Here is a 22154-nt window from a genome sequence, read left to right as displayed (position 1 = left end):
CATGACACTGCGCCTTGCACTGATCGGGCTGGGTCTGACGCTGTTGACGGGCTGTTCGGCCCTGTCCAGCCTTCAGACCGCATCGACGCCGCTGGAAACCTACGAGCTGAGCGCGCTGCCCGCGGGCTCGGTGGCGGTGCCGCGCGGGCGGCGTGTGCTGGAAATCGCCTTGCCGACCGCGACAGGCGCGCTGACAAGCGACCGCATCGTGATCAAACCGACTCCCTTGCAGATCCAGTCGCTGCCAGACGCCCGCTGGATCGACGCGGCAACCGAGCATGTGCAGTTGCTTCTGGTGCGCTCGCTTGCCAATTCGGGCGGCTTCGCGCTGGTCAGCGCGGCTGGAACGGGGCCGACGCCGGATTACCTGCTGCTGACCGATCTGCAAGCCTTTCATGCCGAGGTCACGCCCGAAGCTGTGACGGTTGTGATGCGCACCACCCTGAGCCTGATCGACGGCCAGGACGGGCGGGTCGTTTCGTCGCGCGGGTTCAGCACGACACGGACCGTGGCGGACACCTCGGCGGAGCTGATCGTGCCCGCGTTCGATGACGCGATGACGCAACAACTGGCAGAGGTGGTGGCCTGGCTGGCCGGAGTTCCCGGTGTCTAAGGTACCTGCCCGAGCACGCGCGCGCGGAATTCCTTGTAAACAAGGGTTGAAACGCGGTTCTGAGCGCTGGGAAGCCCGTTTCGGGGCGGGAAACTCTTCTGGAACCGGGCAGAGGGCAGGTCGGTTCCGCCCCTCCGTCCCGGACCGGGATCAAGTCTGGGAAATCAACGCGCGGCGTGGCTTGGCTGTTGCCGCGCCGCGTGTTGAACCGGGAAGAGATTTTGCCGACAGAGGGGCTGGACCGCCGCATCCAACAACGCGATTTCGTCTTCGGTCAGGTCAAACAGGTCGTAGACGATGCTCTCGATCCGGGCTTCGGCCTGGGTGATTTCGGCGCTCAGACGCAGGGTTTCGGCGCGGTCGCGATTGATCGAGTCTTCCCAATCGGAACGATCGGCAAGGGGGATATCGGCCTTGAAGACCTTTTTCACCTCGGCGCGGAAGGCCGCGAAGTTTGGCATGCTTCACCATTCCCTAAGCTTGTTGATCAGCTTGAGGGCCCGGCCAGGCGGGCAGAGGTCCGGGATGCGGCGGGTCAGGGCAGTTTGCAGCTTCAACCGCTGTCGGGCCCGGTTGCGACACCTTTCAACCTGCGCGGCAAGCGTGTCTCTGGTAGCTTTGGCCGCGCTTGGAATGGTTACTTTTTCAATATATCGGTTCTTTTTTCTGCGATGACCGCCTTGGGCCAGAGGGGGGAGCGCAGACAGAACAAACCAGAAGACTTTGGAGTTCAGTATCGCCATCAAGAATGGATCGTCAGCATCTATGAATGACGCGGTTGAATCTAGGTGAAGGCCAGTTTCATCGGGGGCGAAAGAAGCTTGTCGTGATACATGGCTCTGTTGCACAAAGCTTGTAATATCCGAGGTTCCCCTTTCCCCGGACGGATTGATCTCACGGCTTGTGTGACAGGAACGCCAAGGGCGGTGTAGCCGTTCATGACGGCGATGCGCACCTTGATGTCGGCGATCTGTCGGTCGAAGTCACGCGCCATGAGGCGTTGCCCCAGCAGTTTGACGCAGTGCATCTTGGTTTCGGCGCGGCTTTGGCGGTGGTATCCTCTCCAGTTTCGCCAGATCGCGCGACCGAGGTATCTTGAGGCTCGCAGGGCCTCGTTTCTGGCCACGGCACCGCGGTGACGGTCTTCCACGGCTTGGCGTTTTTGCGGGGTGGGATGACGGCATTCGCCCTGCGGTCAGCCCCTCTTGTGCATGTAAACATGCACTGCCGGGCAGAGGATGGCGTCGTGGCATTTGCGGGTATCATGGGCACCGTCTGCGGTGACGCTGCCGATCGCCTCGTCCGCCGGGATCTGGCTGAGCAGATCGGGCAGGATCGGCGCATCACCGATGGGGGTCCCGGTAATCTCCCCTCTCGGCAGATTTGCCATGCAAATCGCCCGCCGGGCAGTGGACGGCGCGGACTTCCAGGGTTTTCTCGTCAATCCCAAGATGGATCTTCCGCCATAGACACCGTTTGGCACCACCATGCTTGCGGGCGTGCCACTCGCCTTCGCCCTCGGCCTTGATGTCGGCACTGATCCGCTGCCCGGCAGGGTATTGCGCAGCAATGCCCAGGCGGGGATCAGAAGGCCCAGTGGGCCGTTGGAGCCACGATACGGGATGTTCACGGCCAGCGTCTTTTGGCGGTGCGACAGCGTGCTGAAGTCGGGCACCGCCCAGTTCAAACCGATCAGCCTCAGCAGGCTCTCGACGCACCCGGTCGTCTGCCGTGCCGCCATGCCCAACAGCACCTTCATCGTCAGGCATGTCTGGACGGCGGTATCGCTGCAGGTTTGCTGTCGGCCGCGTTTGCCGGTCGGCGCAGCATGCCGTATCCTCTCTGGGTCAAACCAGATCGTCAGCGAGCCACGGCGCTTGAGCGCTTCGTTACAGGCCGGCCAGTTCCCGGTCTTGTAGGTTGGGGGCGTGGGTCTGCTCATGTCGTCCAGCTACCACGCTGGATTCACGACAGGAATCCCTCACCAGGTTTATGCAACAGAGCCGGGATTCCAGTAAGCGCGCGCGCCCCGTTATCGTGACGCGGACGCTGCCTTGACCCAACCGCCCAAGCCCCGGCTTTGAGCCTTTCACAGCTCTTGTTTACAGGGCCGTGACGGCTGCTGACGCCTGACGACAGCTGACGACGGATATTGGCGCGGTGTTCCGGTGTTTCTGAAGGGGTGTTTCTGACGGGTCACAGCTGTCCAAGCGTCTTGGTTTTGTCGGGCTTCTGCAGTATGCTGCGGGTACGAAACTGGGTCAGGCTCTGTTCGATCCGGCACGGGAGGAGGGGTACCGTGCTCTGGCCTATCTGATCATCGTTGCGGCGATCTTGCTGGGATTGCCGGTATGGGACTAGGGGACAACCATGCAGATGAACGAAACCAGCTTCGGCACGGCGCAGCCGGTCGATGGCTATGGTCCGGGGTTTTTCCGGGTGGCCGGGCGCCCGATGCACGGGCCGATCTGTCTTGCAAACGAAGGTTCGGTCGCCTGGGGCGGGTTGCACGACGAAGACGCGCTGTTGCGTCTTGTGCCCGACGTGGACGTGATCTTTGTCGGCACCGGGGCTGAAATGACCTACCTGCCAAAGACGTTGACAGACCGGCTGGCAAGCGCGGGCGTCGGGGTCGAGGTCATGAACACGCCCTCGGCGTGCCGCACCTACAATGTGCTGCTTGGCGAAGGACGCCGCGTCGCGCTTGCCGCGCTTCCGGTCTAGGCGCCGCACACCGGCGGGTCGATACACACGCGGGATCGCGCGGGGCAGCGCCCGTCTGTTCTTGCCGCGGGTATCGCGGGCGGGTGCATGTGGCACGGGCAGTGCCCTGTTGGCCGGACTTGCGACGCGATCTTGCGACCGGGCGCGACGGTTTAACCGCTTTCCCCTGCAAGGGCTTCGGGCTATCCCATCGGGCATGAGGCTGAGCGTGACGGATCTTACGGTATCCCGCGGGGGTGTGCCGGTGCTCGAAGGGGTGAGTTTCGATCTTGCCCCCGGCGAAGCGCTTGTGCTGCGGGGGCCGAACGGGTCGGGCAAGACCACCCTCCTGCGCACCGTCGCCGGGCTGCAACCGGCCCAGTCCGGACGGATCGACGGGGCGGCGGATCGCATCGCCTACGCCGCTCATTCCGATGGGCTCAAGGCGATGATGACGGTCACGGAAAACCTGACGTTCTGGGCCAATGTGTTCGGTCGGCATGACATTGCTTCGGCCTTGCGCGATTTCGATCTGGACCGGCTGGACGACCGGCTTGCGGGGGCACTGTCCGCCGGGCAGAAACGCCGCCTTGGCCTGGCGCGACTGATGGTGACGGGGCGCCCGGTCTGGGTGCTGGACGAACCCACCGTGTCGCTCGATGCGGCGTCGGTGGCGCTGTTCGCGCGGGCCGTGAGGGGGCATCTGGCCGGCGGTGGCTCTGCGATCATCGCCACCCATATCGACCTGTGCATCCCCGAAGCCGCGCTGCTGGACGTCACGCCGTTCAGGGCCGCGCCGCGCGCCGCCGCGCATGACGAGGCGTTCCTGTGATCGCGCTGCTGGCGCGCGACCTGCGGCTCGCGGTGCGGGCGGGGGGGGGATTCGGCCTGGGGCTCGCGTTCTTTCTGATCGTCACGGTCATGGTGCCCTTTGGGGTCGGGCCGGAAACGGCGCTGCTGGCGCGCATCGCGCCGGGGGTACTGTGGATCGGGGCGCTGCTGGCCTGCCTGCTGTCGCTTGACCGCATCTTTGCGCTGGATCGCGAGGATGGCTCGCTGGATCTGCTTGCCACCGCGCCGCTGCCGATGGAAGGCATCGTCACCGTCAAGGCGCTGGCCCACTGGATCACCACAGGTCTGCCGCTGGTTATCGCCGCGCCGCTGCTGGGCGTGCTGCTCAGCCTGCCCGCGCCGGGCTATCTGTGGCTGTTCGCATCGCTCGTGGCGGGCACGCCGGCGCTGTCGGTGATCGGCACGTTCGGCGCGGCGCTGACCGTGGGGTTGAAACGGGGCGGGCTGCTGATGTCGCTTCTTGTGTTGCCGCTGTATGTGCCCACGCTGATCTTTGGCGCCGAGGCGGCGCGACGCGGTGCCGAGGGGCTGGCGGTTCAGACCCCATTGCTGATGCTTGGCGGCATCAGCGCCGGGGCGCTCGCGCTTCTTCCGTTCGCCAGCGCCGCCGTCCTGCGCATAAACCTGCGGTAGATGCACGGGGAAACCATTGTATTTGCTGCGCTGCTGCGTTCACAAGTTCGTTGCCAGATGAGATCCGAGGCGTTAACGCTGTAGGCCAACCGCAGCGTTCTGGATGTGATCAAATGAGCGACGCTCGACGATTTGGCCTTGCAACGACCCTTGTCGCCGCCGGGCTCGGGCTGCCTGCACTCGCCTCAGCGGCCACCTACTCCGGCATCGGGAACCCGTTCAACATCGTGCTCGATTTCGACAGTGAGGTCGACTTTGACGGCAACGGCAGCACGGACAGCGAAACCCTGTCTTCAGACCTGCAATCGGTGTTCCAGCAGGCCAAATCGTTCTGGGAAACGATGGTGCTGGGCAACCGTCACGATCTGGCGATCAATGCGTTGACGATCATCGCCGTGGGCACCGGCATCGACGGCGCGGGCGGCACGCTCGGGGCGGCGGGGCCGACCAGTATTTCGGTGTACGCGGGCGCGTCGGAATATGCCTATGCCTCGCACGGTCTGATGTATTTCGACACCGCCGACCTTGCCGCGATGTACAGCGGCGGCACGCTGTTCGATGTGATCGTCCACGAAATGGCGCATGTGCTGGGCTTCGGGACGCTGTGGAACACCACGACTTACGGCGGAGCCTTTGCGGGAACGCAGAACCTTTATACCACGGGCAGCGGCCAATACACCGGCGCGTTCGGGCTTGCGGTCTACAACGCCGAGTTCGGCCCCGGTGCGTCGTCCATTCCGGTTGATCTTGATGGCGGCCAGGGCACGGCAAACAGCCACTGGGCTGAAGACAACTACGCGGGCGGGGCGGCGGACATCATGACCGGATATATCGGCGCGCCGTTTTCGACGCCCAATTCGGTGCTGGGCTACGATTTTGCCGCGACGACCGTGTCGGGCACGACCGTCGCGTCCTTTGCGGACCTGGGATATATCACCTACGTCACCGACGTCGCCGCGGCTGCCGTGCCGCTTCCGGCAGGGGCGGGGCTGTCGTTGATCGGTCTTGGTGGGCTGGGCGCGCTGCGATTGCGCCGCCGCAGGGCGTGAGCCGCGTCGCCGCGCGCCGGCTGTCGTTTTGGGCCGGGGCGGTCTGCGCGGTCTGGGGCGGGACGCTGGCGGCCGATTGCCCCGCGCCGACCCTAAGCTCGGACACATCCGTCGTGCTGTTTCTGGACATCACGGGCGAGGGCGCGCCAAGAACCCCGCCTCTGGTGGCCGTCCACGCGAATGGCGCGGTCACCGTGCGCACCGATTTGGAGCAACGGCAGGACCGGCTGAGCGCGCAAGCGTTTTCCGACCTGCTGACCTTTGTCACCGATCAGGGGTTTGCCAGGCTCGACGCCGGGGCGCTGGGCGCCGCGCTTGGCGGTCTTCCGGTGGCGGATGCACAGGTCAGTTACATCGGGCTGGACTTGCCGGGTTGCGCCAACCTTGTGGCGGTCGAGGGCAGCGTGATGAAGATGTTCACCCATCCGGAGAACGCCGCGCTCGCCGCGTTCCGTCGCGTCGAGGTTCGGCTGCTGGATACCCTTGCCGCCGTCCAGACCGGCGCGCCGCTGCCCTGACCGGGTGGCGCGCGGGACCAGGCGCGGACGCGATGTCGCGGGGCCCTGGAAGGGCTTGCCCCCCGTTCTTTTTTTGGGTGTAACCCGTGCCAGTCAGCGATAGGGTCAGCCGCATGTCGATCTGGGAATACGCCAACCCCGTAAAGTTCATCCGCACGACGGATCTTGTCCTGCCGTGGATCGCGGCGGGGGCGGCGATATGTCTGGTGACGGGGCTGATCTGGGGGGTCTTCTTTACCCCCGACGACTACCGCCAGGGCAGCACGGTCAAGATTTTCTACATCCACGTTCCAGCGGCGATGATGGCGATCAACGCCTGGGCAATGATGCTGGTCGCCTCGCTCATCTGGATTATACGGCGCCACCATGTGTCCGCCCTTGCGGCGCGCGCGGCGGCGCCGGTGGGGGCGACGTTCACGGTGATCGCTCTGGCGACCGGGGCGCTGTGGGGCCAGCCGATGTGGGGCACCTGGTGGGCGTGGGACCCGCGGCTGACCTCGTTCCTTGTGCTGTTCCTGTTCTACCTTGGCTACATGGCGCTGTGGTCGGCCATCGAAAACGACGATACGGCGGCGGATCTGACGTCGATCCTGTGCCTGGTCGGATCGGTGTTCGCGATCCTGTCGCGCTATGCGGTGCTGTTCTGGAATCAGGGGCTGCACCAGGGCGCATCGCTGTCGATGGATGCTGCGGAAAACGTGGCCGATGTGTTCTGGTACCCCGCGCTGGTCTGCATCGCGGGGTTTGTGCTGCTGTTCGTCGCGCTGGTGTTCCTGCGCACGCAAACGGAAATCCGGGCGCGCCGGGCGCGCGCCTTGCTGGCGCGGGAGCGACAGTCATGAAGCTGGATCTTGGCAAATACGCTTTTGAGGTGCTGACATCCTATGGCGTCAGCCTGGGGCTGATCGCCTTGCTTGTCGGGGTCAGCGTGGCGCGGGCGCGCCGGGTCCGGGCCGAACTGGCAAAGGTCGAGAAAAGGCTGAAACCCCATGGCTGACAGCGACGGCGGGCAGACGCCCCGCAAAAAGATTTCGGTACTGATGATCCTGCCGCCGCTGCTGTTCGCGGCATTCGCGGTCATGGCGTATCTGGGGATGCAGCGGGGCGACACGACGCTGCTGCCCTCGCAGTTCATCGGCAGGCAGGCGCCGGGCCTTCCGACCGAAACGCTGGAGGGGTTCCCGGCCGTGCAAGACGCTGACCTGCGCAGCGGCGAGGTGACCCTCGTGAACTTCTGGGCGTCGTGGTGCCCGCCGTGCCGGGCCGAACATCCGCGCCTGCTGGAGCTGCAGGCCCAGGGGGTGCGCATCGTCGGCGTGAACATCAAGGATCAGGCCGGCACCGCGTCCAGCTACCTGACCGACGAACGCTCGCCCTTCATCGGGGTGCCATTCGATCCGCAGGGGCGGGCAGCGATCGACTGGGGCGTGACCGGCCCGCCCGAAACCTTTATCGTCGCGGGCGATGGCACGGTGCTGCACAAGCACACCGGGCCGCTGGCGGGCACGCTTTACACCGATGTGTTCCTGCCCGCGCTCGACAAGGCGCTTGGGCGTTAATGCGCCTCGACCGGGGCGATATAGCACGACGCGGACGACGGCGGCGACAGGTTGGGTTTGCACGATTTGGCATGTCCTTGCGCCGTGAAGGCGCCAAAGATTGCCAGCATCGCAAGGGCTGCGGCTTGCAGGGCGGTCAGGGCTTTCAGTCGGGTCTTGTGTCGCATCTGTCGTGCTGCCTGTTGTCGTGTTCAGTCACCAAGATGGGGGGCGTCGGTGCCCCCGATCAAGCGTCATGTGCGGCAAGGGCCGGTTGAACTGCGGGATTGCGCCCGCCTCGGCAGGGCCTTGCCTTTTTGCGCGCGCCGAGGCGGATTTTCGCCCAATCAGGGCCGCCCCGTCGCATCCTCCGCGGCCGGATCGCCCGGCCTTGACGGATGAGGCTTAGCGCACGACGATTTCGTCGGACCGCATCAGCCCCAGCACGTCGCGCGCTTGCTGATCCAGCAGGTCGAGATCCAGATAATCGTCCGACAGGCGCAGCGTCAGGTTTTCCATCCGCGACACTTCTGCCGCAAGCTGGTCAAGCTCGGCGGTCAGCTGCGCGGCTTCGCTGTCGATTTCAGCGCGGCGGAACAGGCCGAAATCGCCCTGCACGGCGGCAAAGGTGAAATAGGCGGACAGGGCCATGGTGATGCCGGTATAGATCAACGCGCCGAACGCGGGTTTGCGCCTTGCGGACATGGGGTGTGCTCTTGCTTTTGCCTCGGGTCGCATCTCTGACGGATGCGTGGGGACGTGATGGCACGAATCGGCCTGCGGGGGAATCCCGGTCAGCCCATAGGGGGATATTTTTCGCGCCCCTGCGGCATCGCTGCCGCAGGTCGGGGCGGCAGGTAGGGGCGACGGGCCGGGGCAGCGGGCCGGGGCACAGTCGGCACCCCGGCGATGGCTTTGCGGTCAGCCCAGGGCGGCGACGCCCGGCAGAACCTTGCCTTCCATCCATTCAAGGAACGCGCCCCCGGCGGTGGAAATATAGGTGAAATCGTCCGCCGCGCCCGCCTTGTTCAGCGCCGCGACGGTGTCGCCGCCCCCGGCGACCGACACCAGGGTGCCGTTGGCGGTGGCCTTCGCCGCCGAGGCCGCGGCGGCATTGGTGGCCGCGTCAAAGGGCGCGATCTCGAACGCGCCAAGCGGGCCGTTCCAGATCAATGTTTCGGCGCGTTCGATCGCGGCCTCGATATGGGCGACGCTTTCGGGGCCCGCATCCAGGATCATCGCATCCGCAGGGCAGGATTCGGCGGCAACCACCTCGGACGGGGCATTTTCGCGGAATTCGCGGGCGACGACCACGTCGCGCGGCAGCAGGATTTCACAACCTGCGGTCGCGGCCTTGGCGGCGATGTCCCTGGCGGTGCCGGTCATTTCGTGTTCACACAGCGATTTGCCCACGTCGACGCCCTGCGCCGCAAGAAAGGTATTCGCCATGCCGCCGCCGATCACCAGCATGTCGACCTTTTCGACCAGATTGCCAAGCAATTCCAGCTTGGTCGACACCTTGGCGCCGCCGACAACGGCGAGCACGGGACGCTTGGGGTCGCCAAGCGCGGATTCCAGCGCCTCAAGCTCGGCCTGCATCAGGCGGCCGGCGCAGGCGGGCAGAAGATGCGCCAGCGCCTCGGTCGAGCTGTGCGCGCGGTGGGCCGCCGAAAAGGCATCGTTGCAGTAGATGTCGCCAAGCCGGGCATAGGTCCTGGCAAGGTCGGGATCGTTGGATTCCTCGCCCGGCTCGAAGCGGGTGTTTTCCAGCAGCACAACCTGGCCCGCGTCGCAGGCGTCGATGACCACTTCGGCCTCGTCCAGGGTGGTGAAATGCACCGATGTGCCGAACACCGCTTCTAGCGTGGGAACCAGCATCTTCAGCGACATCTCGGGCACGACCTTGCCCTTGGGGCGACCGAAATGCGCCAGCAGAATCGGCTTGCCCCCGCGCGATATGATGTCCTGCACGGTCGGGCCGACGCGTTCGACGCGGGTGGCATCGGTCACTTCGCCTCTTTCGACGGGGACGTTGATATCGACGCGGGTCAGGACGCGCTTGCCGTCCAGATCCATGTCGTCGAGCGTTTTCCAGGCCATGGTGTGGCTCCTCTGGTCTTGAGCTTTGACGAAAGGTCTGCCCCGTCGGACGCCCGGCGTCAATGCGCCCACGCTGGCCGAGCCGCCCGAAAAGGTTGTGAAAGCGCGGCGCGCGCATTAAGTCTGCGCCCAACCTCATCGGACGCATTGGGAGTATGACATGGCCGAGATCAAGGACCCCGAAAACACCATCCTCATGGAGCTGAAAGACGGCACCGTGGTGATCGAACTTCTGGCGGACGTCGCCCCGAAACATGCCGAGCGCATGAAGGAACTGGCGCGCGCCGGGGCCTATGACAACGTCTGTTTCCACCGCGTGATCGACGGGTTCATGGCCCAGACGGGGGACGTGGAACATGGCGACATGGAAGACGGGTTCAACCTGCGCCGCGCGGGCACGGGCGGGTCGGACCTGCCGGACCTGCCGGCGGAATTTTCCAAGCTGCCGCATGACCGGGGCACGCTGGGGGCGGCGCGATCGCAAAACCCGAATTCGGCCAACTCGCAATTCTTCATCAACTTCAAGGACAACAGCTTTCTGAACGGGCAATATACCGTTTACGGGCGCGTCATCGAAGGCATGGAGCACGTCGATGCGATCACCCGCGGCGAGCCGCCCGCGACCCCCGACCGGATGATCAGCGTCAGGGTGGCCGTGGATGCGTAAGCTTCTGGCAGGCGTTTTCTGCGTGCTGGGCCCGCCCGCGATGGCGGCAGGGCTGGACGTGACGGTCGCGGGCGAGGGCGCCAACGGCACCTTCCACATCGAGCTGTTCGATGACGTGGCCCCGCAGCACGTCGCGCGCATCACCGCGCTGGCGAAGGCCGGTGAATACGATGACGTGGTGTTCCACCGCGTCATCGAAGGCTTCATGGCGCAAACCGGCGACGTGCAATACGGCAAGATGGGCGCGGACATGCGCATGGCGGGCACCGGCGGGTCGGACATGTCCGATCTTGCGGCCGAATTTTCCGACCGTTCGTTCGAGCGCGGCGCGGTGGGCATGGCCCGGTCGCAGAACCCAAATTCGGCTAACTCGCAGTTCTTTGTGATGTTCGCGCCCGCGACGCATCTGAACGGCCAGTACACCGTCGTCGGCGAAGTGACCGAAGGCATGGATGTGGTCGACGCAATCAAGCGCGGCACAGGCGGCAACGGCACCGTGGTCGGCCAGCCCGACCGCATGGTGTCCGTGACTGTGACCGACTGATCCAAAGGTGCGCCTTGCGGCGCGCTGGTTTCAGCCCGCGATGCGGGCCTGAAGAGGAGGGCGGTGCCCTCCTCTTTGGTACCTGAGGACATTGGTTGCGCGAAGGGGCCGCGCGTCGCGGCCGTCGTTGTGGCGGGGATACCGCGCGGGCGCAGGCCGCGCCCCCGCGCGCGGCACCATCAGTCCCGGCGGGGCGATGTGGGGTAATCTTCCAGCCGTTTTCCGGGCTCATTGACGAACAGACCGGGCAGGGGCGTCAGGGCAGCGACCGTGTCCAGACGGATCTCGGTGAACCGCGCACCGGTTTCAGACCAGGCGGTGCAGGTCCAGATCCGTCCCCAATAGCCAAGCTTGAGCGGGCGAATATCCTGACTCGTGCCATCGGTCAGCGTGACGCGCAGTTTCTGGCGGGCCCGGACGGCGGCGCGAAAGGCGGGCATGTGGCGAAAGCCCTGTGCCGCGTCCTGCCACGGGTGGCTGGCAAAGCCGAAGGGAACGGTCTGACCTTCTTCGGGAAGCAGGTCGTCGATCTTGGCGGACAGGCTGCGGGCCGCCTGGGCCAGATCGGGCATTTCGGCGGCGCCCGCGCCCACGGCGGCCAGCCCCAGATGCAGCACTTCAAGTTCGATGTCCGTCAGGTTCAGGGGGGGCAGCGTGACCGTGGCCGCCGCCCGGTAGCCGCGCCCGCGCTCGCCGGCGATGGGGATTCCGGCTGCGGACAGCTCGTCCATGTCGCGGTAGATCGTGCGCACCGACACGCCGAGCGCCTGGGCGAGGCGTTCGGCGGTGTGCAGGTTGCCGTCTTTCAGGCGGGTCATCAGGGCCGCGAGGCGCAGGGATTTTTTCATCGATGGTCCTTTCGTGCGGCAGGGTGCCCTACTGACAAAATAGTGTCAAAGACGGTGGGGGAATTTGGCCATGCAGCCTTTCTTCGACCGCTTGCCGCTTTCGGGCGCGCGGGCTTCGCCCTAAGACTCGCGAAGAGGTTTCACATCCGGCCGCGTCGCGGACCCGGAACAGGAGAGAAGACATGCTCAACAATATCGGCCTTCCGGGCCTTTTGCTTATCGCCGTCGTCGTTTTGGTCCTGTTCGGACGGGGCAAGATTTCCAGCCTGATGGGGGAAGTCGGCAAAGGCATCACCGCATTCAAGAAGGGCGTCCACGAAGGCGGCAGGGAACTTGAGGATGACAAGGCGGAGGAGGCGCGCGATGTGACCCCGGCCGAAGACAAGGACAAGGTGTAAGCCGTCATGCTGGATCTTGGATGGTCCGAGCTGATGGTCATCGGGATCGTGGCGCTGATTGTCGTCGGCCCCAAGGATCTGCCGGTGCTGTTTCGCAACATGGGCCGGTTCATGGGCAAGGCGCGCGGCATGGCGCGGGAATTTTCCCGTGCGATGAACGACGCGGCCGACGAATCGGGCGTGCGCGATGTCGCCAAGACCTTCAAATCCGCGACGAACCCCATCGGATCGGCGCTGGACGGGGTGCGCGACGCGGCGAAATCCATGACCGACCCCACGGCCCCACCCAGGGACGCGGGGCTGGAGGAAGACCCCTCAGCGCCCGATTCCGCCGCCGATCCCGAACGCGACACGCAGCGCAAGAAGATCGCCGCCAGTACCGCGCGGGCCGCGGCCGAACGCCACAAGCGCGAGGCGGAGGCAGCGGCGAAGCGGGCCGGGGAGGCCGCAACCAAGGCCGCCGCCCTTGAGGCGGACCTGAAGAAAGACGGTGAGTCATGAGCGCGGGACAGGACGACATCGAGGACAGCTCGGCGCCGCTGATCGAACATCTGGCCGAACTGCGCACGCGGTTGATCCGATCGGTGATCGCCTTCATCATCGGGATCTGCCTGGCATTCACCGTGGCCGAACCGATCCTGCAGTTTCTGCTTGGACCGATCGAGGAAACGCTGCGCAGCCTCGGCGATCCGTCGCCGACAATGCAGTATACCTCGCCGCAGGAATACCTGTTCACCCTGTTTCGCATCTCCATGGTGTTCGGCTTCGCGCTGGCGTTCCCGGTGATCGGCTACCAGATGTGGCGATTCGTGGCGCCGGGGCTGTACAAGAATGAAAAGGGGGCGTTTCTGCCCTTTCTCGTCGCGTCGCCGGTGATGTTCCTGCTGGGCGCGAGCTTTGCGCATTTCGTGGTGACTCCGCTTGCGATGGCGTTCTTTCTGGGCTTCGCGGATGTGTCTTCGATCTTTGCCAACCTGCTGAGCACCGCGGCGGACAAGGTCAGCGACGGGGTTGCGGGCATTCCCGCGGGCGAACCCGCGGTGGTGCCCGAAACCGCCAGCGGCATCCGCATCACCTTTTTCGGCAAGGTGAACGAAAGCCTGGACATCACGCTGAAGTTCATTCTGGCCTTCGGGCTGTGCTTTCAGCTGCCGGTGCTGCTGACGCTGATGGGCAAGGCGGGGCTGGTGTCCGCGGTGGGCCTTGGATCGGTGCGCAAATATGCGGTCGTGGCGATCCTGGTGCTGGCCGCGCTGGTGACACCGCCGGACGTGACCACGCAGGGGATTCTGTTTGTCGTCGTCTATGGCTTGTACGAGGTGTCGATCCTGCTGGTGCGCATGGTCGAACGCAAACGCGAAAAAGAACTGCGTGCGCAGGGCTTGTGGTTCGAAGATGATGAAGAGCCCGAGGTCGATCCCATGATGAAGGAATTCGATGAGGACGATGGCGCGCCGGACGACAGCGGAAACAAGGATAAGACATGACCGATGACGCACTTGAACGCATCGCGGCGGCGTTGGAGCGCATTGCTCCGGCGCCGCTTGCCGCGCCCGATTTCGACGCGGCCGAAGCCTATGTCTGGCATGTCGATCCCGACCGCCTGCACCCCGTCGCGCAAGTCAACCGGGTGGATCTGGGGCTGCTGCTGGGCATTGACCGGGCGCGCGACACGTTGCTTGCCAACACCGTACAGTTCGCGCGCGGGCTGTCGGCAAACAACGCGTTGCTTTGGGGCGCGCGGGGGATGGGAAAGTCCAGCCTTGTCAAGGCGATCTGCGCGCAGGTGCGCGTACAGGGGCACGATCTGAAGCTGGTTGAATTGCAGCGTGAGGATCTTGGTTCGGTGGCGCGCCTGCTGAACCTGCTGCGGGGATCGGATAAGCGGTTCGTGTTGTTTTGCGACGATTTGTCCTTCAGCCATGACGACCAGCACTATAAAAGCCTCAAGGCGGTGCTGGACGGCGGGATCGAAGGGCGACCCGAGAATGTGCTGTTTTACGCCACCTCGAACCGCCGTCATCTGATGCCAAGGGACATGATCGAGAACGAGCGGTCCTCGGCGATCAGCCCGGGAGAGGCGGTCGAGGAAAAAGTGTCGCTGTCGGACAGGTTTGGCCTGTGGCTTGGATTCCACCCCTGTTCGCAGGATGAATACCTCGCGATGATCCGGGGGTATTGCGTTGTACATGGCGTGACGATCGACGACGACACGCTGCGGGCCGAGGCCATCGAATGGCAGGCAACGCGCGGCGCGCGGTCGGGCCGCGTGGCCTGGCAGTATTTCACCGATCTTGCCGGGCGCCAGGGGGTCGCGCTTTAGAAGATCTTTCGTCCGAAAGATCTTCGGCCCGAAGCGGGGCGCGGCGCCGGGTCCAAGAATTTTCGTACGAAAATTCTTGGACGCCTGGTCAGCGCAGGAAGGTCATGGGATCGACGCTGTCGAACCCCTTGCGCACTTCGAAATGCAGGAAGCTGGGATCTCCGGACCGCACCTTGCCGATGGTTTGCCCCCGGCTCACGGCATCGCCCTTGACGACGCTCAGTCCATCGACATGCGTATAGATCGACAGAACGTCATCAGGATGCCGAACGACGAGTATCTGCACGTTTTCGGTGTTTGTGGTGATCGCCGCCACGGTTCCGCTTGCCGCCGCCTTTACCGACGTACCTGCTGCTGCCGCGATGTCGATGCCCTCGTTCTTGCCTTTGGCGTAGTCGCGGATGATGTTTCCATCCACAGGCATCGTCATCGCGGCGCTTGAAACCGTGGGCTTTGACTGCCCGATGTCGGCAACGGGCTTGGCAGGAGTCGCGGTGGCCTTGGCCGCGCTTGCGGCCACGGAGGGTTCGTCTTTCGGCAAGGCGTGGCTGGCGGACGGCGGTTGCGGGGTTGGCGAGCCTGCGCCCGGGACAGGCGTGGCCGCGACCTTTGGGGCGGCTTTCTGGACCACGGGGATCAGCAGGAATTGCCCCTCGCGGACCGCATAGTCTGAATCCAGGCCGTTCCAATCGGCAAGCGAACGCGGCGTGACGTTATAGAGGCGGGCGATTGTATAGGCGGTCTCGCCCCGGCTGACCTGATGTCGGATCGGCTCGACTCCGCCCTGGATCGGCGCGGGGGACGGCGCGCGAGCGGGTGTTGCAGGCGATTGGTCGATGGCGGCGCTGGCGAGCGTGGTGATGTCGACCGACCCCGCTGGCTGGATCGGGGCGGTTGTTGCCGTGGTGGGGGTTGGCGCGCGGCCGGGCAGGGCAAGCACTTCGCCATCGCGCAGCCCGTCCTGGGGTTGCCGGCCGTTGAAGCGCGCGAGCTCTCCGGCGGGCACACCCACGCGATTTGCGACCTCGGTCACCGTATCGCCGTTGCGCGCCACCGCAACCTGGTAGTTGGGATAAGAAATCAGCCCGCGTTCGTCGGGTTCGGGGCGCTCGGCGATGGCGGAAAGCGCCGCCTGGCTGGTGTCGACTGAACCGCCCATGCGGCCTCTCATGTCGTAATCGAGTGGCTCTGTGCAGGCGCCAAGCGCCGAAGCGATGGCAAGCGGTGCGGCAAGGCGGAAAACGCGCGGGGTGCTGGTCATCTCGATCTATCCCTCGAAAGTCGGTCGGGGCGCCCCTTGTCGCCGGGGCGTCGTTTGAAAAAATGCGGTCGTTTGGCTAGTTGTCCTTGGCGAGCCCCTCGACCAGTGGAACGAAACGCACCGGGCGCAGCTCGTCATAATCGAATCCCGCTTCGGACCGGGTGACACGGATCAGGCTTTGCACGGCGTCGGACTGTCCGACCGGCACAACCATGATACCGCCAACCCTCAGCTGGGCCAAGAGCGGGCCGGGCGGATCTTCGGCGGCTGCCGTCACCAGAATGCGGTCGAAAGGCGCCTGATCGGGCAGTCCGAAACTGCCGTCGGCGGTAAAGGCGGTGATATTGGCCAGATCCAGCGCATCGAACGCCTCGCGCGCCTCGGCAACCAGTCGGCGGTGGCGGTCGACGGTATACACCCTCCGCGCGAGCTGGCTCAGGATTGCGGCCTGATACCCCGAGCCGGTGCCGATTTCGAGCACCTTTTCGCGGCCCGTCAGCTTGAGCGCCTGCGTCATCAGGCCCACCACCGAGGGCTGCGAAATGGTCTGACCGCAGGGAATGGGCAGCGGCACATCGTCATAGGCGCGCTCGGGAAAGTAGCTTTTGACAAAGGCGCCGCGGTCGACCCGCTCCATCGCGTGCAACACGGCAAGATCGGTCACCCCGTGCGAGCGCAGGGCAAAGACGAACTGCATCTTGGCCTCTGCGTCAAAGCTCATGCGAAGGCGTCTTTCAGCGACGAAAGGCGGTCATGGGCTGTCAGATCCGCGCGCATCGGTGTCACCGAAACATATCCGTCAAGATTGACGTCCGCATCGCAGCCGGGCGTGGCCGGGCTGCGCTGATCGCCTCCCCGGATCCACAGGAACCGCCTGCCGGACGGAGAAAGCTGCGCTTGGGTGGCAAAGGAGGTGCCGATGCGCTTGCCCATCGCAACCAGTTTCTGCCCGCGCACCTCGGCTGCGGGAACCGGTGGGAAATTGACGTTCCAGAACAGCCTGTAATCGGTGTCGTCCCCCGGCAGCGACAGGATCTTGCGAACGATCGCGGCCCCATGGGTCGCGGCCGCCTCGAACGGGTTTTCCAGATCGCGGGTGCGCGGCCCCAGATACTGCGACAGTGCAATCGCGGGAAGCCCCTGCAACGAGGCTTCCATGGCACCGCCCAGCGTGCCCGAATACAGCGCGTTTTCGGCAGAGTTGTTGCCCCGGTTGACCCCGGAAAGCACCAGGTCCGGAGGGGTGTCGGACAAGACGTCGTGAATGCCCGCAAGCACGCAATCCGCCGGGCTGCCCTCGGCGGCAAACCGGCGCGCGGACAGTTCGGCAACCATCATGGGCCGCGAATAGCTGATGCAATGCGCGACGCCCGATTGCTCGAAGGCGGGCGCCACGGTCCAGACCTCCCCATCGGGTCCGGCGATTTGATGGGCAATATCTGCCAGAACGGCAAGGCCCGGCGCGTTGATGCCGTCGTCGTTGGTGATGAGAATACGCATGAAAGCCCCCGATCATTGAGTCTCAATAGGAAATGTGGCGCGGCGGGGCAAGCTTGGGGGGCTGCGAAATTCCGATAAGACCGGCACGGCGTTCCCCACGGGCAGCGGGGGCGCGTTTTCCGGGGCAGTCTTGGGCAGCATCGTGGTCTTCCGGCCCAAATTGGAGGTGCCGTGTTCAAGGGGCAAGGACGCAAGCCCGGTCGATTCTGTTCCCGAAACGATCGTCCCGGCGCAAGTCGCCTGCCGGGATGCGCCTGCGAGGGCGCGCCCGCCGGGGAGAGCGGGGTGAACCGAAGACCGGGCACCCTCTTGGCACGAAAGCGCGCCGGCCCGTGCCGGCCCGTGCCGGGCGACGCCGGTTCGCCCCGGTACCGCTCATCGGGGTCCGTGGCGGCGCGCTTGCAGACCCATTCCGTGGCTTCAAGGCAGGCAGGCAGGACAGGCGCAGCGCGGGCCGAAACCGATGCGGATACGCGGTCTGTGCTTCGTTCTCGCCAAAGAAACTGGGCGCGCGGCCAGCGCCCGCGACCCTTGTCCGGCCCGGTGCGGCAGTTTCCCGGTTTCGGCCCCGTCCACCGGCCCCGTTCAGCGGCGCTGCCGCGTCAGTCGTCGGCAAACGCCGCCACGGCAGAGACCACCGGCGTTTGCCAGCCCGATCAGCCGATTTCTGCGAGCCGTGCCAAAGCCTCTTTCAGCCTAGCCTCTTCCTCTTCGCGCGCACGCAGGTTTTCGCGGGTTTCCTCGACCACCTCATCGGGGGCGCTGTCCACGAAATTCGGGTTCCTGAGCCGCCCGCGCAGCCCGCCAAGCTCTTTGCCAAGCTTGCTCAGCGCCTTTTCCAGCCGCGCCTTTTCTTCGCCCACGTCGATGATATCCGCCAGAGGCAGCCCGAACGACGCCGCGCCGACGGGCACGGTGATGCAGCCCTTGGGGAAACCGTCCACCGGCGTCAGGCTTTCCAGCCGGGCAAGACGCTTGATCAGCGTCTCGTTACGGTCCCACGCGCCCTGTCCGGCGGCGTCCAGCCCCGTGACCAGCACCGGCACATACAGGCCCACCGGCACATGCATCTGCGCACGCGCCGAACGCACACCTTCGATCAGCGAAATCGCCCACGACATTTCGGCATCCGCGCCCGCGTCCAGCAGATCGGTGGTGGTGTAGGTCGGCCAGTCGCCATGAACGAGCATCTTTTGCCGCGCGCCGAGCGTGCCCCACAGCTCTTCGGTGATGAAGGGCATGATGGGGTGCAGCAGGATCAGGCACTGGTCGATGACCCAGGACATGGTCGCCTGGGTTTCCAGTTTCGCCGGCTCATCGTCGCCCTGCAGCAACGGTTTGGAAAACTCGACGTACCAGTCGCAGACCACGCCCCAGACAAAGGCATACAGCGCCTGCGCAGCGTCGTTGAACCGATAGTCGGCCAGCGCCGCATCGACCGTTTCGCGCACCCTGGCGGTTTCACCAAGGATCCATTTGTTGACGGTGGCCTGCGGCGTCGGAAGGCCGCCCCCCAGACCCACGGCGCCGTTCATCTCGGCAAAGCGCGCGGCGTTCCACAGCTTGGTGCCAAAGTTCCGATAGCCCGCGATGCGCTGCATATCCAGCTTCAGCACACCGCCCAGCGAGGCCATGGCGGCATTGGTGAACCGCAGCGCATCGGCGCCGTATTCGTCGATAATGTCCAGCGGATCGACCACGTTGCCAAGCGATTTGGACATTTTCTTGCCCTTGGCGTCGCGCACCAGCCCATGCAGATAGACATCGTGAAACGGAACCTCGTCGACAACCGCCAACTGCATCATCATCATCCGAGCGACCCAGAAGAACAGGATATCCTGCCCCGTGACCAGCACGTTGGTCGGGAAATATTTCGCCAGCTCCGGCGTCTGTTCCGGCCAGCCCAGCGTGCCGATGGGCCACAGACCCGAGCTGAACCAGGTGTCCAGCACGTCGGGATCGCGAAAGAACGGGATGGCCTGCGCGCGGCGACGCTGATCGACGCCGGTGAAATCGGTGCCTTGCGACAGCAGGTCGGCCAGCATGTCCTCGGCGGCGGCGGCATCCTCTACCAGCAGGAATTCGGCATCTTCGCCAAAGAAGTCATGCATCTGTTTCAGCGCATCCGCTTCGGTCGGGGCACAGAAGCTGCGCCATTCGCCGCCAAGCCCCGGCGTGTGCCACACCGGGATCTGGTGTCCCCACCACAGCTGGCGCGAAATGCACCACGGCTCGATGTTTTCCAGCCAGTGGTAATAGGTCTTTTCGCCGCTTTCGGGAATGATCCGCACGCGGCCGTCGCGCACGGCATCCAGTGCCGGGCCGACGATCTTGGCGGTGTCGACGAACCACTGATCGGTCAGCATCGGTTCGATCACCACCTTGGAGCGATCGCCAAAGGGCTGCATGATCGGCTTGGCCTCGACCAGCGGCACCGGCGTTTCATCGCGCGGCTCGCCGCCTTCTTCCGGTGCAACGGGGGCCTTGACCGGCTTGCCAAGGCGCGGGTCGGCGGGGTCGGTCATCACCGCAAGACCCTCGTCGGTGATCTCGGCCACCACGGCGGCGCGTGCCTCGGCCCGGTCCAGGCCGCGCAGATGGTCGGGCACAAGGTTCAGCGCGTCGGCTTCCGCCTCGGTCAGGGCCACCTCGCCCTGCGCGGCCTGCTGGGCGATCTTGGCGCATTCGGCGTAGGGCCTGCCATCGGCGCGCAGGGCGCCGCGCGTGTCCAGCAGGCGATACAGCGGGATGCCATTCCGCTTGGCGACCTGATAGTCGTTGAAATCATGCGCGCCGGTGATCTTGACCGCGCCAGAGCCGAAATCGGGGTCGGGGTAGTCATCGGCGATGATCGGGATCAGGCGACGATGCTCTTTCGGGCCCACCGGGATCTCGCACAGCTTGCCGATCAGAGATGCATAGCGGGCATCGGACGGATGCACCGCCACCGCGCCGTCGCCCAGCATGGTTTCGGGGCGCGTGGTGGCGATGGAAATATAGTCACGCTCTTCCTCGAACAGCACGGCGCCGTCTTCGTCTTTCTCGACATAGGTGTAGGTCGCGCCGCCCGCCAGCGGGTATTTGAAGTGCCACATGTGGCCGGCGACCTCGATATTCTCGACTTCAAGGTCGGAAATCGCGGTTTCGAAATGCGGGTCCCAGTTCACCAGCCGCTTGCCCCGGTAGATGAGACCCTTGTTGTACATCTCGACAAAGACCTTGATGACCGCGTCGTGAAAATTGCCATCTTCGCCCGCAGGCGCACCTTCGGCCCCCGACATGGTGAACGCATTGCGCGACCAGTCACAGGACGCGCCCAGCCGTTTCAGCTGGTTGACGATGGTGCCGCCAGAGTCCTGTTTCCATTCCCAGACCTTGGCCAGAAACGCCTCGCGCCCCATCTCGCGGCGGGTTGGCTGCTGGGTTTCGGTCAGCTTGCGTTCGACCACCATCTGCGTGGCGATGCCCGCATGGTCCTGTCCCGGCTGCCAGAGCGTGTCAAAACCGCGCATCCGGTGCCAGCGCACCAGGATATCCTGCAGCGTGTTGTTGAACGCATGGCCCATGTGCAGGCTGCCGGTCACGTTCGGCGGCGGGATCATGATGCAGAAACTGTCGTCGCGCGACGCATTGGCCCCCGCCTTGAACGCCCCCGCGCTGTCCCACGCATCATAGATCCGCGCCTCGGCCTTGGCCGCGTCAAAGGTCTTTTCCATCGCCATGGGTCGTTTTCCCGCCTGCATCACGTTTCACGCCCTGTCTATGCCAAGGCCGGGTGAAGGAAAAGACCGGACGCCCCGAAGCGCCTGACCCCGCGGCGGGCCGGAGGAAAACATGTTGGGAAATAGATTCCGGGCAAACAAAAACGGCGGCGCCCAGGGAGGAGGAGGGGCGCCGCCGTCGGTTTTCCAAAGGCCCCAGGGAGGAGGAGGGGCTTCAGAAACAGGGTGGACCGGGGTCGGCCCGATGTAGGGTGCGGTGATGCCAGGGAGGAGGAGGGGCATCACCGCGTGATCGAAACGCCCCAGGGAGGAGGAGAGGGGGCTTCGAAACTGTGGGCCGTTGCGGCCCGATGTAGGGTGCGGTGATGCCAGGGAGGAGGAGGGGCATCACCGCGTGATCGAAACGCCCCAGGGAGGAGGAGAGGGGGCTTCGAAACTGTGGGCCGTTGCGGCCCGATGTAGGGTGCGGTGATGCCAGGGAGGAGGAGAGGCATCACCGCTGTCACGAAAGACCCGAGGGAGGAGAGGGCCTTCGATCCGTCAGACCATATGTGGGTCCGTATCCGGGTGGCGGCAACCCCCGGGAGGAGGAAAGGGGTGCCGCCGAAATCCGAAGGTCTCAGGGAGGAGGAAAGAGACCTTCGAAACTGAATTTCTGTCTCAGGCCTTGTAGGCGGCCTGGTATGCGATCCGGCGGGTCATCGACCGGCTCAGGCCAAGGTCGGCCAATTCGCGGTTGCTCAGCGAGTTCAATTCGCGCAGGGTCTCCCGGAAGAGCTTGCGACGCTCCATCTGCTCGCGGATGCCTGCGAAGAACGAGCCGAAGCCACCAGCGAAACCAGCCTGAGCGGTTGTGCGATTTTCGGTTGCGAATGCCATTGCTGT

26 protein-coding genes and 1 pseudogene are annotated in these 22154 nt (G+C 64.9%); 16 read left to right on the top strand and 11 right to left on the bottom strand.

Annotated elements, in window-relative coordinates; translation table 11 throughout:
• The first annotated feature begins 1 nt into the window (after position 1).
• Positions 2 to 613 (top strand): ABC-type transport auxiliary lipoprotein family protein, encoded by a 612-nt coding sequence (locus tag ATI53_RS13730; protein WP_009506878.1) that lies wholly within the window; start codon positions 2 to 4, stop codon positions 611 to 613.
• A 164-nt stretch (positions 614 to 777) separates the two neighbouring features.
• Here ATI53_RS13730 and ATI53_RS24635 read toward each other — a convergent pair whose 3' ends face one another.
• Positions 778 to 1074, bottom strand: a complete 297-nt coding sequence (locus ATI53_RS24635; protein WP_111550637.1) for a DUF8810 domain-containing protein — start codon at positions 1072 to 1074, stop codon at positions 778 to 780.
• Positions 1075 to 1158: 84 nt separating this feature from the next.
• On the opposite strand from ATI53_RS24635, the gene ATI53_RS24630 reads away from it, so the two are divergent.
• Positions 1159 to 1386, top strand: coding sequence for a hypothetical protein (locus tag ATI53_RS24630; protein ID WP_511223898.1), 228 nt, complete (start codon positions 1159 to 1161; stop codon positions 1384 to 1386).
• An 11-nt stretch (positions 1387 to 1397) separates the two neighbouring features.
• Here ATI53_RS24630 and ATI53_RS13720 read toward each other — a convergent pair.
• Positions 1398 to 2555: pseudogene (locus ATI53_RS13720) on the bottom strand (IS5 family transposase).
• 428 nt (positions 2556 to 2983) lie between these two features.
• Between ATI53_RS13720 and ATI53_RS13710 the strand changes: the two are divergent.
• From ATI53_RS13710 to ATI53_RS13675, 8 genes are all read left to right on the top strand, one after another.
• Complete coding sequence (locus ATI53_RS13710; RefSeq protein WP_009506019.1) at positions 2984 to 3337, top strand: Mth938-like domain-containing protein; 354 nt, start codon at positions 2984 to 2986, stop codon at positions 3335 to 3337.
• A 196-nt stretch (positions 3338 to 3533) separates the two neighbouring features.
• Positions 3534 to 4148 carry a heme ABC exporter ATP-binding protein CcmA gene (ccmA, locus tag ATI53_RS13705; RefSeq protein ID WP_009506020.1) on the top strand — a complete coding sequence of 205 codons (615 nt, stop codon included), beginning with the start codon at positions 3534 to 3536 and terminating at the stop codon, positions 4146 to 4148.
• A complete protein-coding gene (ccmB, locus tag ATI53_RS13700; RefSeq protein ID WP_111550636.1) occupies positions 4145 to 4801 on the top strand; it encodes a heme exporter protein CcmB in 657 nt (218 codons plus the stop codon). Before ccmA ends, ccmB begins: the two co-directional genes overlap by 4 nt.
• A gap of 113 nt (positions 4802 to 4914) precedes the next feature.
• Positions 4915 to 5850, top strand: coding sequence for a peptidase (locus tag ATI53_RS13695; RefSeq protein WP_111550635.1), 936 nt, complete (start codon positions 4915 to 4917; stop codon positions 5848 to 5850).
• Positions 5847 to 6368, top strand: coding sequence for a hypothetical protein (locus tag ATI53_RS13690; protein ID WP_009506023.1), 522 nt, complete (start codon positions 5847 to 5849; stop codon positions 6366 to 6368). Before ATI53_RS13695 ends, ATI53_RS13690 begins: the two co-directional genes overlap by 4 nt.
• A 113-nt stretch (positions 6369 to 6481) precedes the next feature.
• A complete protein-coding gene (locus ATI53_RS13685; protein ID WP_009506024.1) occupies positions 6482 to 7210 on the top strand; it encodes a heme ABC transporter permease in 729 nt (242 codons plus the stop codon).
• A complete protein-coding gene (ccmD, locus tag ATI53_RS13680) occupies positions 7207 to 7365 on the top strand; it encodes a heme exporter protein CcmD (RefSeq protein WP_009506025.1) in 159 nt (52 codons plus the stop codon). Before ATI53_RS13685 ends, ccmD begins: the two co-directional genes overlap by 4 nt.
• A complete protein-coding gene (locus tag ATI53_RS13675; RefSeq protein ID WP_009506026.1) occupies positions 7358 to 7927 on the top strand; it encodes a DsbE family thiol:disulfide interchange protein in 570 nt (189 codons plus the stop codon). The genes ccmD and ATI53_RS13675 overlap by 8 nt, the downstream gene beginning before the upstream one ends.
• Here ATI53_RS13675 and ATI53_RS23320 read toward each other — a convergent pair.
• From ATI53_RS23320 to ATI53_RS13665, 3 genes are all read right to left on the bottom strand, one after another.
• Positions 7924 to 8094 carry a hypothetical protein gene (locus tag ATI53_RS23320; protein WP_009506027.1) on the bottom strand — a complete coding sequence of 57 codons (171 nt, stop codon included), beginning with the start codon at positions 8092 to 8094 and terminating at the stop codon, positions 7924 to 7926. The genes ATI53_RS13675 and ATI53_RS23320 overlap by 4 nt on opposite strands.
• Positions 8095 to 8311: 217 nt before the next feature.
• A complete protein-coding gene (locus ATI53_RS13670) occupies positions 8312 to 8611 on the bottom strand; it encodes an FtsB family cell division protein (protein ID WP_009506028.1) in 300 nt (99 codons plus the stop codon).
• Between the two features lie 216 nt (positions 8612 to 8827).
• Positions 8828 to 10006 (bottom strand): phosphoglycerate kinase, encoded by a 1179-nt coding sequence (locus ATI53_RS13665; protein WP_009506029.1) that lies wholly within the window; start codon positions 10004 to 10006, stop codon positions 8828 to 8830.
• Between the two features lie 160 nt (positions 10007 to 10166).
• Here ATI53_RS13665 and ATI53_RS13660 point away from each other — a divergent pair, with 160 nt between their 5' ends.
• Together ATI53_RS13660 and ATI53_RS13655 are read left to right on the top strand one after the other, a co-directional pair.
• Positions 10167 to 10673, top strand: coding sequence for a peptidylprolyl isomerase (locus ATI53_RS13660; RefSeq protein WP_009506030.1), 507 nt, complete (start codon positions 10167 to 10169; stop codon positions 10671 to 10673).
• The gene (locus ATI53_RS13655) at positions 10666 to 11217 is read left to right on the top strand and encodes a peptidylprolyl isomerase (RefSeq protein ID WP_111550634.1); all 552 of its coding nucleotides are present in this window, start codon (positions 10666 to 10668) and stop codon (positions 11215 to 11217) included. Before ATI53_RS13660 ends, ATI53_RS13655 begins: the two co-directional genes overlap by 8 nt.
• Before the next feature lie 179 nt (positions 11218 to 11396).
• On the opposite strand, the gene ATI53_RS13650 is transcribed toward ATI53_RS13655, so the two are convergent.
• Positions 11397 to 12065, bottom strand: a complete 669-nt coding sequence (locus ATI53_RS13650; RefSeq protein WP_111550633.1) for a helix-turn-helix transcriptional regulator — start codon at positions 12063 to 12065, stop codon at positions 11397 to 11399.
• A 182-nt stretch (positions 12066 to 12247) separates the two neighbouring features.
• Here ATI53_RS13650 and ATI53_RS13645 point away from each other — a divergent pair, with 182 nt between their 5' ends.
• Genes ATI53_RS13645 through ATI53_RS13630 form a run of 4 tightly spaced genes read left to right on the top strand, consistent with a single transcriptional unit; the run spans position 12248 to position 14786 of the window.
• Entirely contained in the window at positions 12248 to 12463 is a 216-nt protein-coding gene (locus ATI53_RS13645; RefSeq protein WP_009506033.1) for a twin-arginine translocase TatA/TatE family subunit, read from the top strand.
• A gap of 6 nt (positions 12464 to 12469) precedes the next feature.
• The gene (tatB, locus tag ATI53_RS13640; protein WP_009506034.1) at positions 12470 to 12964 is read left to right on the top strand and encodes a Sec-independent protein translocase protein TatB; all 495 of its coding nucleotides are present in this window, start codon (positions 12470 to 12472) and stop codon (positions 12962 to 12964) included.
• Positions 12961 to 13950: a twin-arginine translocase subunit TatC gene (tatC, locus tag ATI53_RS13635; protein WP_111550632.1), complete on the top strand. Its 990-nt coding sequence runs from the start codon at positions 12961 to 12963 to the stop codon at positions 13948 to 13950. Before tatB ends, tatC begins: the two co-directional genes overlap by 4 nt.
• Positions 13947 to 14786 (top strand): ATP-binding protein, encoded by an 840-nt coding sequence (locus ATI53_RS13630; RefSeq protein ID WP_111550631.1) that lies wholly within the window; start codon positions 13947 to 13949, stop codon positions 14784 to 14786. Before tatC ends, ATI53_RS13630 begins: the two co-directional genes overlap by 4 nt.
• An 88-nt stretch (positions 14787 to 14874) precedes the next feature.
• Here the strand turns inward: ATI53_RS13630 and ATI53_RS13625 are convergent, their stop codons facing one another.
• The 5 genes from ATI53_RS13625 to ATI53_RS13605 form a co-directional block, all read right to left on the bottom strand.
• On the bottom strand, positions 14875 to 16047 hold the full coding sequence (locus ATI53_RS13625; RefSeq protein WP_009506037.1) for a M23 family metallopeptidase: 1173 nt from the start codon (positions 16045 to 16047) through the stop codon (positions 14875 to 14877).
• A 76-nt stretch (positions 16048 to 16123) separates the two neighbouring features.
• Positions 16124 to 16768: a protein-L-isoaspartate(D-aspartate) O-methyltransferase gene (locus ATI53_RS13620; RefSeq protein WP_009506038.1), complete on the bottom strand. Its 645-nt coding sequence runs from the start codon at positions 16766 to 16768 to the stop codon at positions 16124 to 16126.
• Positions 16765 to 17547 carry a 5'/3'-nucleotidase SurE gene (surE, locus tag ATI53_RS13615; RefSeq protein ID WP_009506039.1) on the bottom strand — a complete coding sequence of 261 codons (783 nt, stop codon included), beginning with the start codon at positions 17545 to 17547 and terminating at the stop codon, positions 16765 to 16767. Before surE ends, ATI53_RS13620 begins: the two co-directional genes overlap by 4 nt.
• A gap of 656 nt (positions 17548 to 18203) precedes the next feature.
• A complete protein-coding gene (locus ATI53_RS13610; protein WP_051989518.1) occupies positions 18204 to 21269 on the bottom strand; it encodes a valine--tRNA ligase in 3066 nt (1021 codons plus the stop codon).
• A 660-nt stretch (positions 21270 to 21929) separates the two neighbouring features.
• Positions 21930 to 22148: a DUF1127 domain-containing protein gene (locus ATI53_RS13605; protein WP_009505433.1), complete on the bottom strand. Its 219-nt coding sequence runs from the start codon at positions 22146 to 22148 to the stop codon at positions 21930 to 21932.
• Positions 22149 to 22154 lie beyond the last annotated feature (6 nt).

This window comes from Salipiger aestuarii (assembly GCF_003259905.1).
Classification (GTDB): domain Bacteria; phylum Pseudomonadota; class Alphaproteobacteria; order Rhodobacterales; family Rhodobacteraceae; genus Salipiger; species Salipiger aestuarii.
Note: the sequence above shows the minus strand (reverse complement) of the source record. Positions and strands in the feature narration are given on the sequence as shown.

Coding starts and splice junctions, on each gene's coding strand:
- ATI53_RS13685 (WP_009506024.1), top strand. CDS start 6,482: ATGTCGATCTGGGAATACGCCAACCCCGTAAAGTTCATCCGCACGACG.
- ATI53_RS13695 (WP_111550635.1), top strand. CDS start 4,915: ATGAGCGACGCTCGACGATTTGGCCTTGCAACGACCCTTGTCGCCGCC.
- ATI53_RS13610 (WP_051989518.1), bottom strand. CDS start 21,269: ATGGCGATGGAAAAGACCTTTGACGCGGCCAAGGCCGAGGCGCGGATC.
- ATI53_RS13620 (WP_009506038.1), bottom strand. CDS start 16,768: ATGAGCTTTGACGCAGAGGCCAAGATGCAGTTCGTCTTTGCCCTGCGC.
- ATI53_RS13630 (WP_111550631.1), top strand. CDS start 13,947: ATGACCGATGACGCACTTGAACGCATCGCGGCGGCGTTGGAGCGCATT.
- ATI53_RS13665 (WP_009506029.1), bottom strand. CDS start 10,006: ATGGCCTGGAAAACGCTCGACGACATGGATCTGGACGGCAAGCGCGTC.
- ATI53_RS13710 (WP_009506019.1), top strand. CDS start 2,984: ATGCAGATGAACGAAACCAGCTTCGGCACGGCGCAGCCGGTCGATGGC.
- ATI53_RS13625 (WP_009506037.1), bottom strand. CDS start 16,047: ATGACCAGCACCCCGCGCGTTTTCCGCCTTGCCGCACCGCTTGCCATC.
- ATI53_RS13605 (WP_009505433.1), bottom strand. CDS start 22,148: ATGGCATTCGCAACCGAAAATCGCACAACCGCTCAGGCTGGTTTCGCT.
- ATI53_RS23320 (WP_009506027.1), bottom strand. CDS start 8,094: ATGCGACACAAGACCCGACTGAAAGCCCTGACCGCCCTGCAAGCCGCA.
- ccmA (WP_009506020.1), top strand. CDS start 3,534: ATGAGGCTGAGCGTGACGGATCTTACGGTATCCCGCGGGGGTGTGCCG.
- ATI53_RS13655 (WP_111550634.1), top strand. CDS start 10,666: ATGCGTAAGCTTCTGGCAGGCGTTTTCTGCGTGCTGGGCCCGCCCGCG.
- ATI53_RS13650 (WP_111550633.1), bottom strand. CDS start 12,065: ATGAAAAAATCCCTGCGCCTCGCGGCCCTGATGACCCGCCTGAAAGAC.
- ATI53_RS13670 (WP_009506028.1), bottom strand. CDS start 8,611: ATGTCCGCAAGGCGCAAACCCGCGTTCGGCGCGTTGATCTATACCGGC.
- ATI53_RS13675 (WP_009506026.1), top strand. CDS start 7,358: ATGGCTGACAGCGACGGCGGGCAGACGCCCCGCAAAAAGATTTCGGTA.
- tatB (WP_009506034.1), top strand. CDS start 12,470: ATGCTGGATCTTGGATGGTCCGAGCTGATGGTCATCGGGATCGTGGCG.
- ATI53_RS13730 (WP_009506878.1), top strand. CDS start 2: ATGACACTGCGCCTTGCACTGATCGGGCTGGGTCTGACGCTGTTGACG.
- ccmD (WP_009506025.1), top strand. CDS start 7,207: ATGAAGCTGGATCTTGGCAAATACGCTTTTGAGGTGCTGACATCCTAT.
- tatC (WP_111550632.1), top strand. CDS start 12,961: ATGAGCGCGGGACAGGACGACATCGAGGACAGCTCGGCGCCGCTGATC.
- ATI53_RS13660 (WP_009506030.1), top strand. CDS start 10,167: ATGGCCGAGATCAAGGACCCCGAAAACACCATCCTCATGGAGCTGAAA.
- ATI53_RS24635 (WP_111550637.1), bottom strand. CDS start 1,074: ATGCCAAACTTCGCGGCCTTCCGCGCCGAGGTGAAAAAGGTCTTCAAG.
- ATI53_RS13645 (WP_009506033.1), top strand. CDS start 12,248: ATGCTCAACAATATCGGCCTTCCGGGCCTTTTGCTTATCGCCGTCGTC.
- surE (WP_009506039.1), bottom strand. CDS start 17,547: ATGCGTATTCTCATCACCAACGACGACGGCATCAACGCGCCGGGCCTT.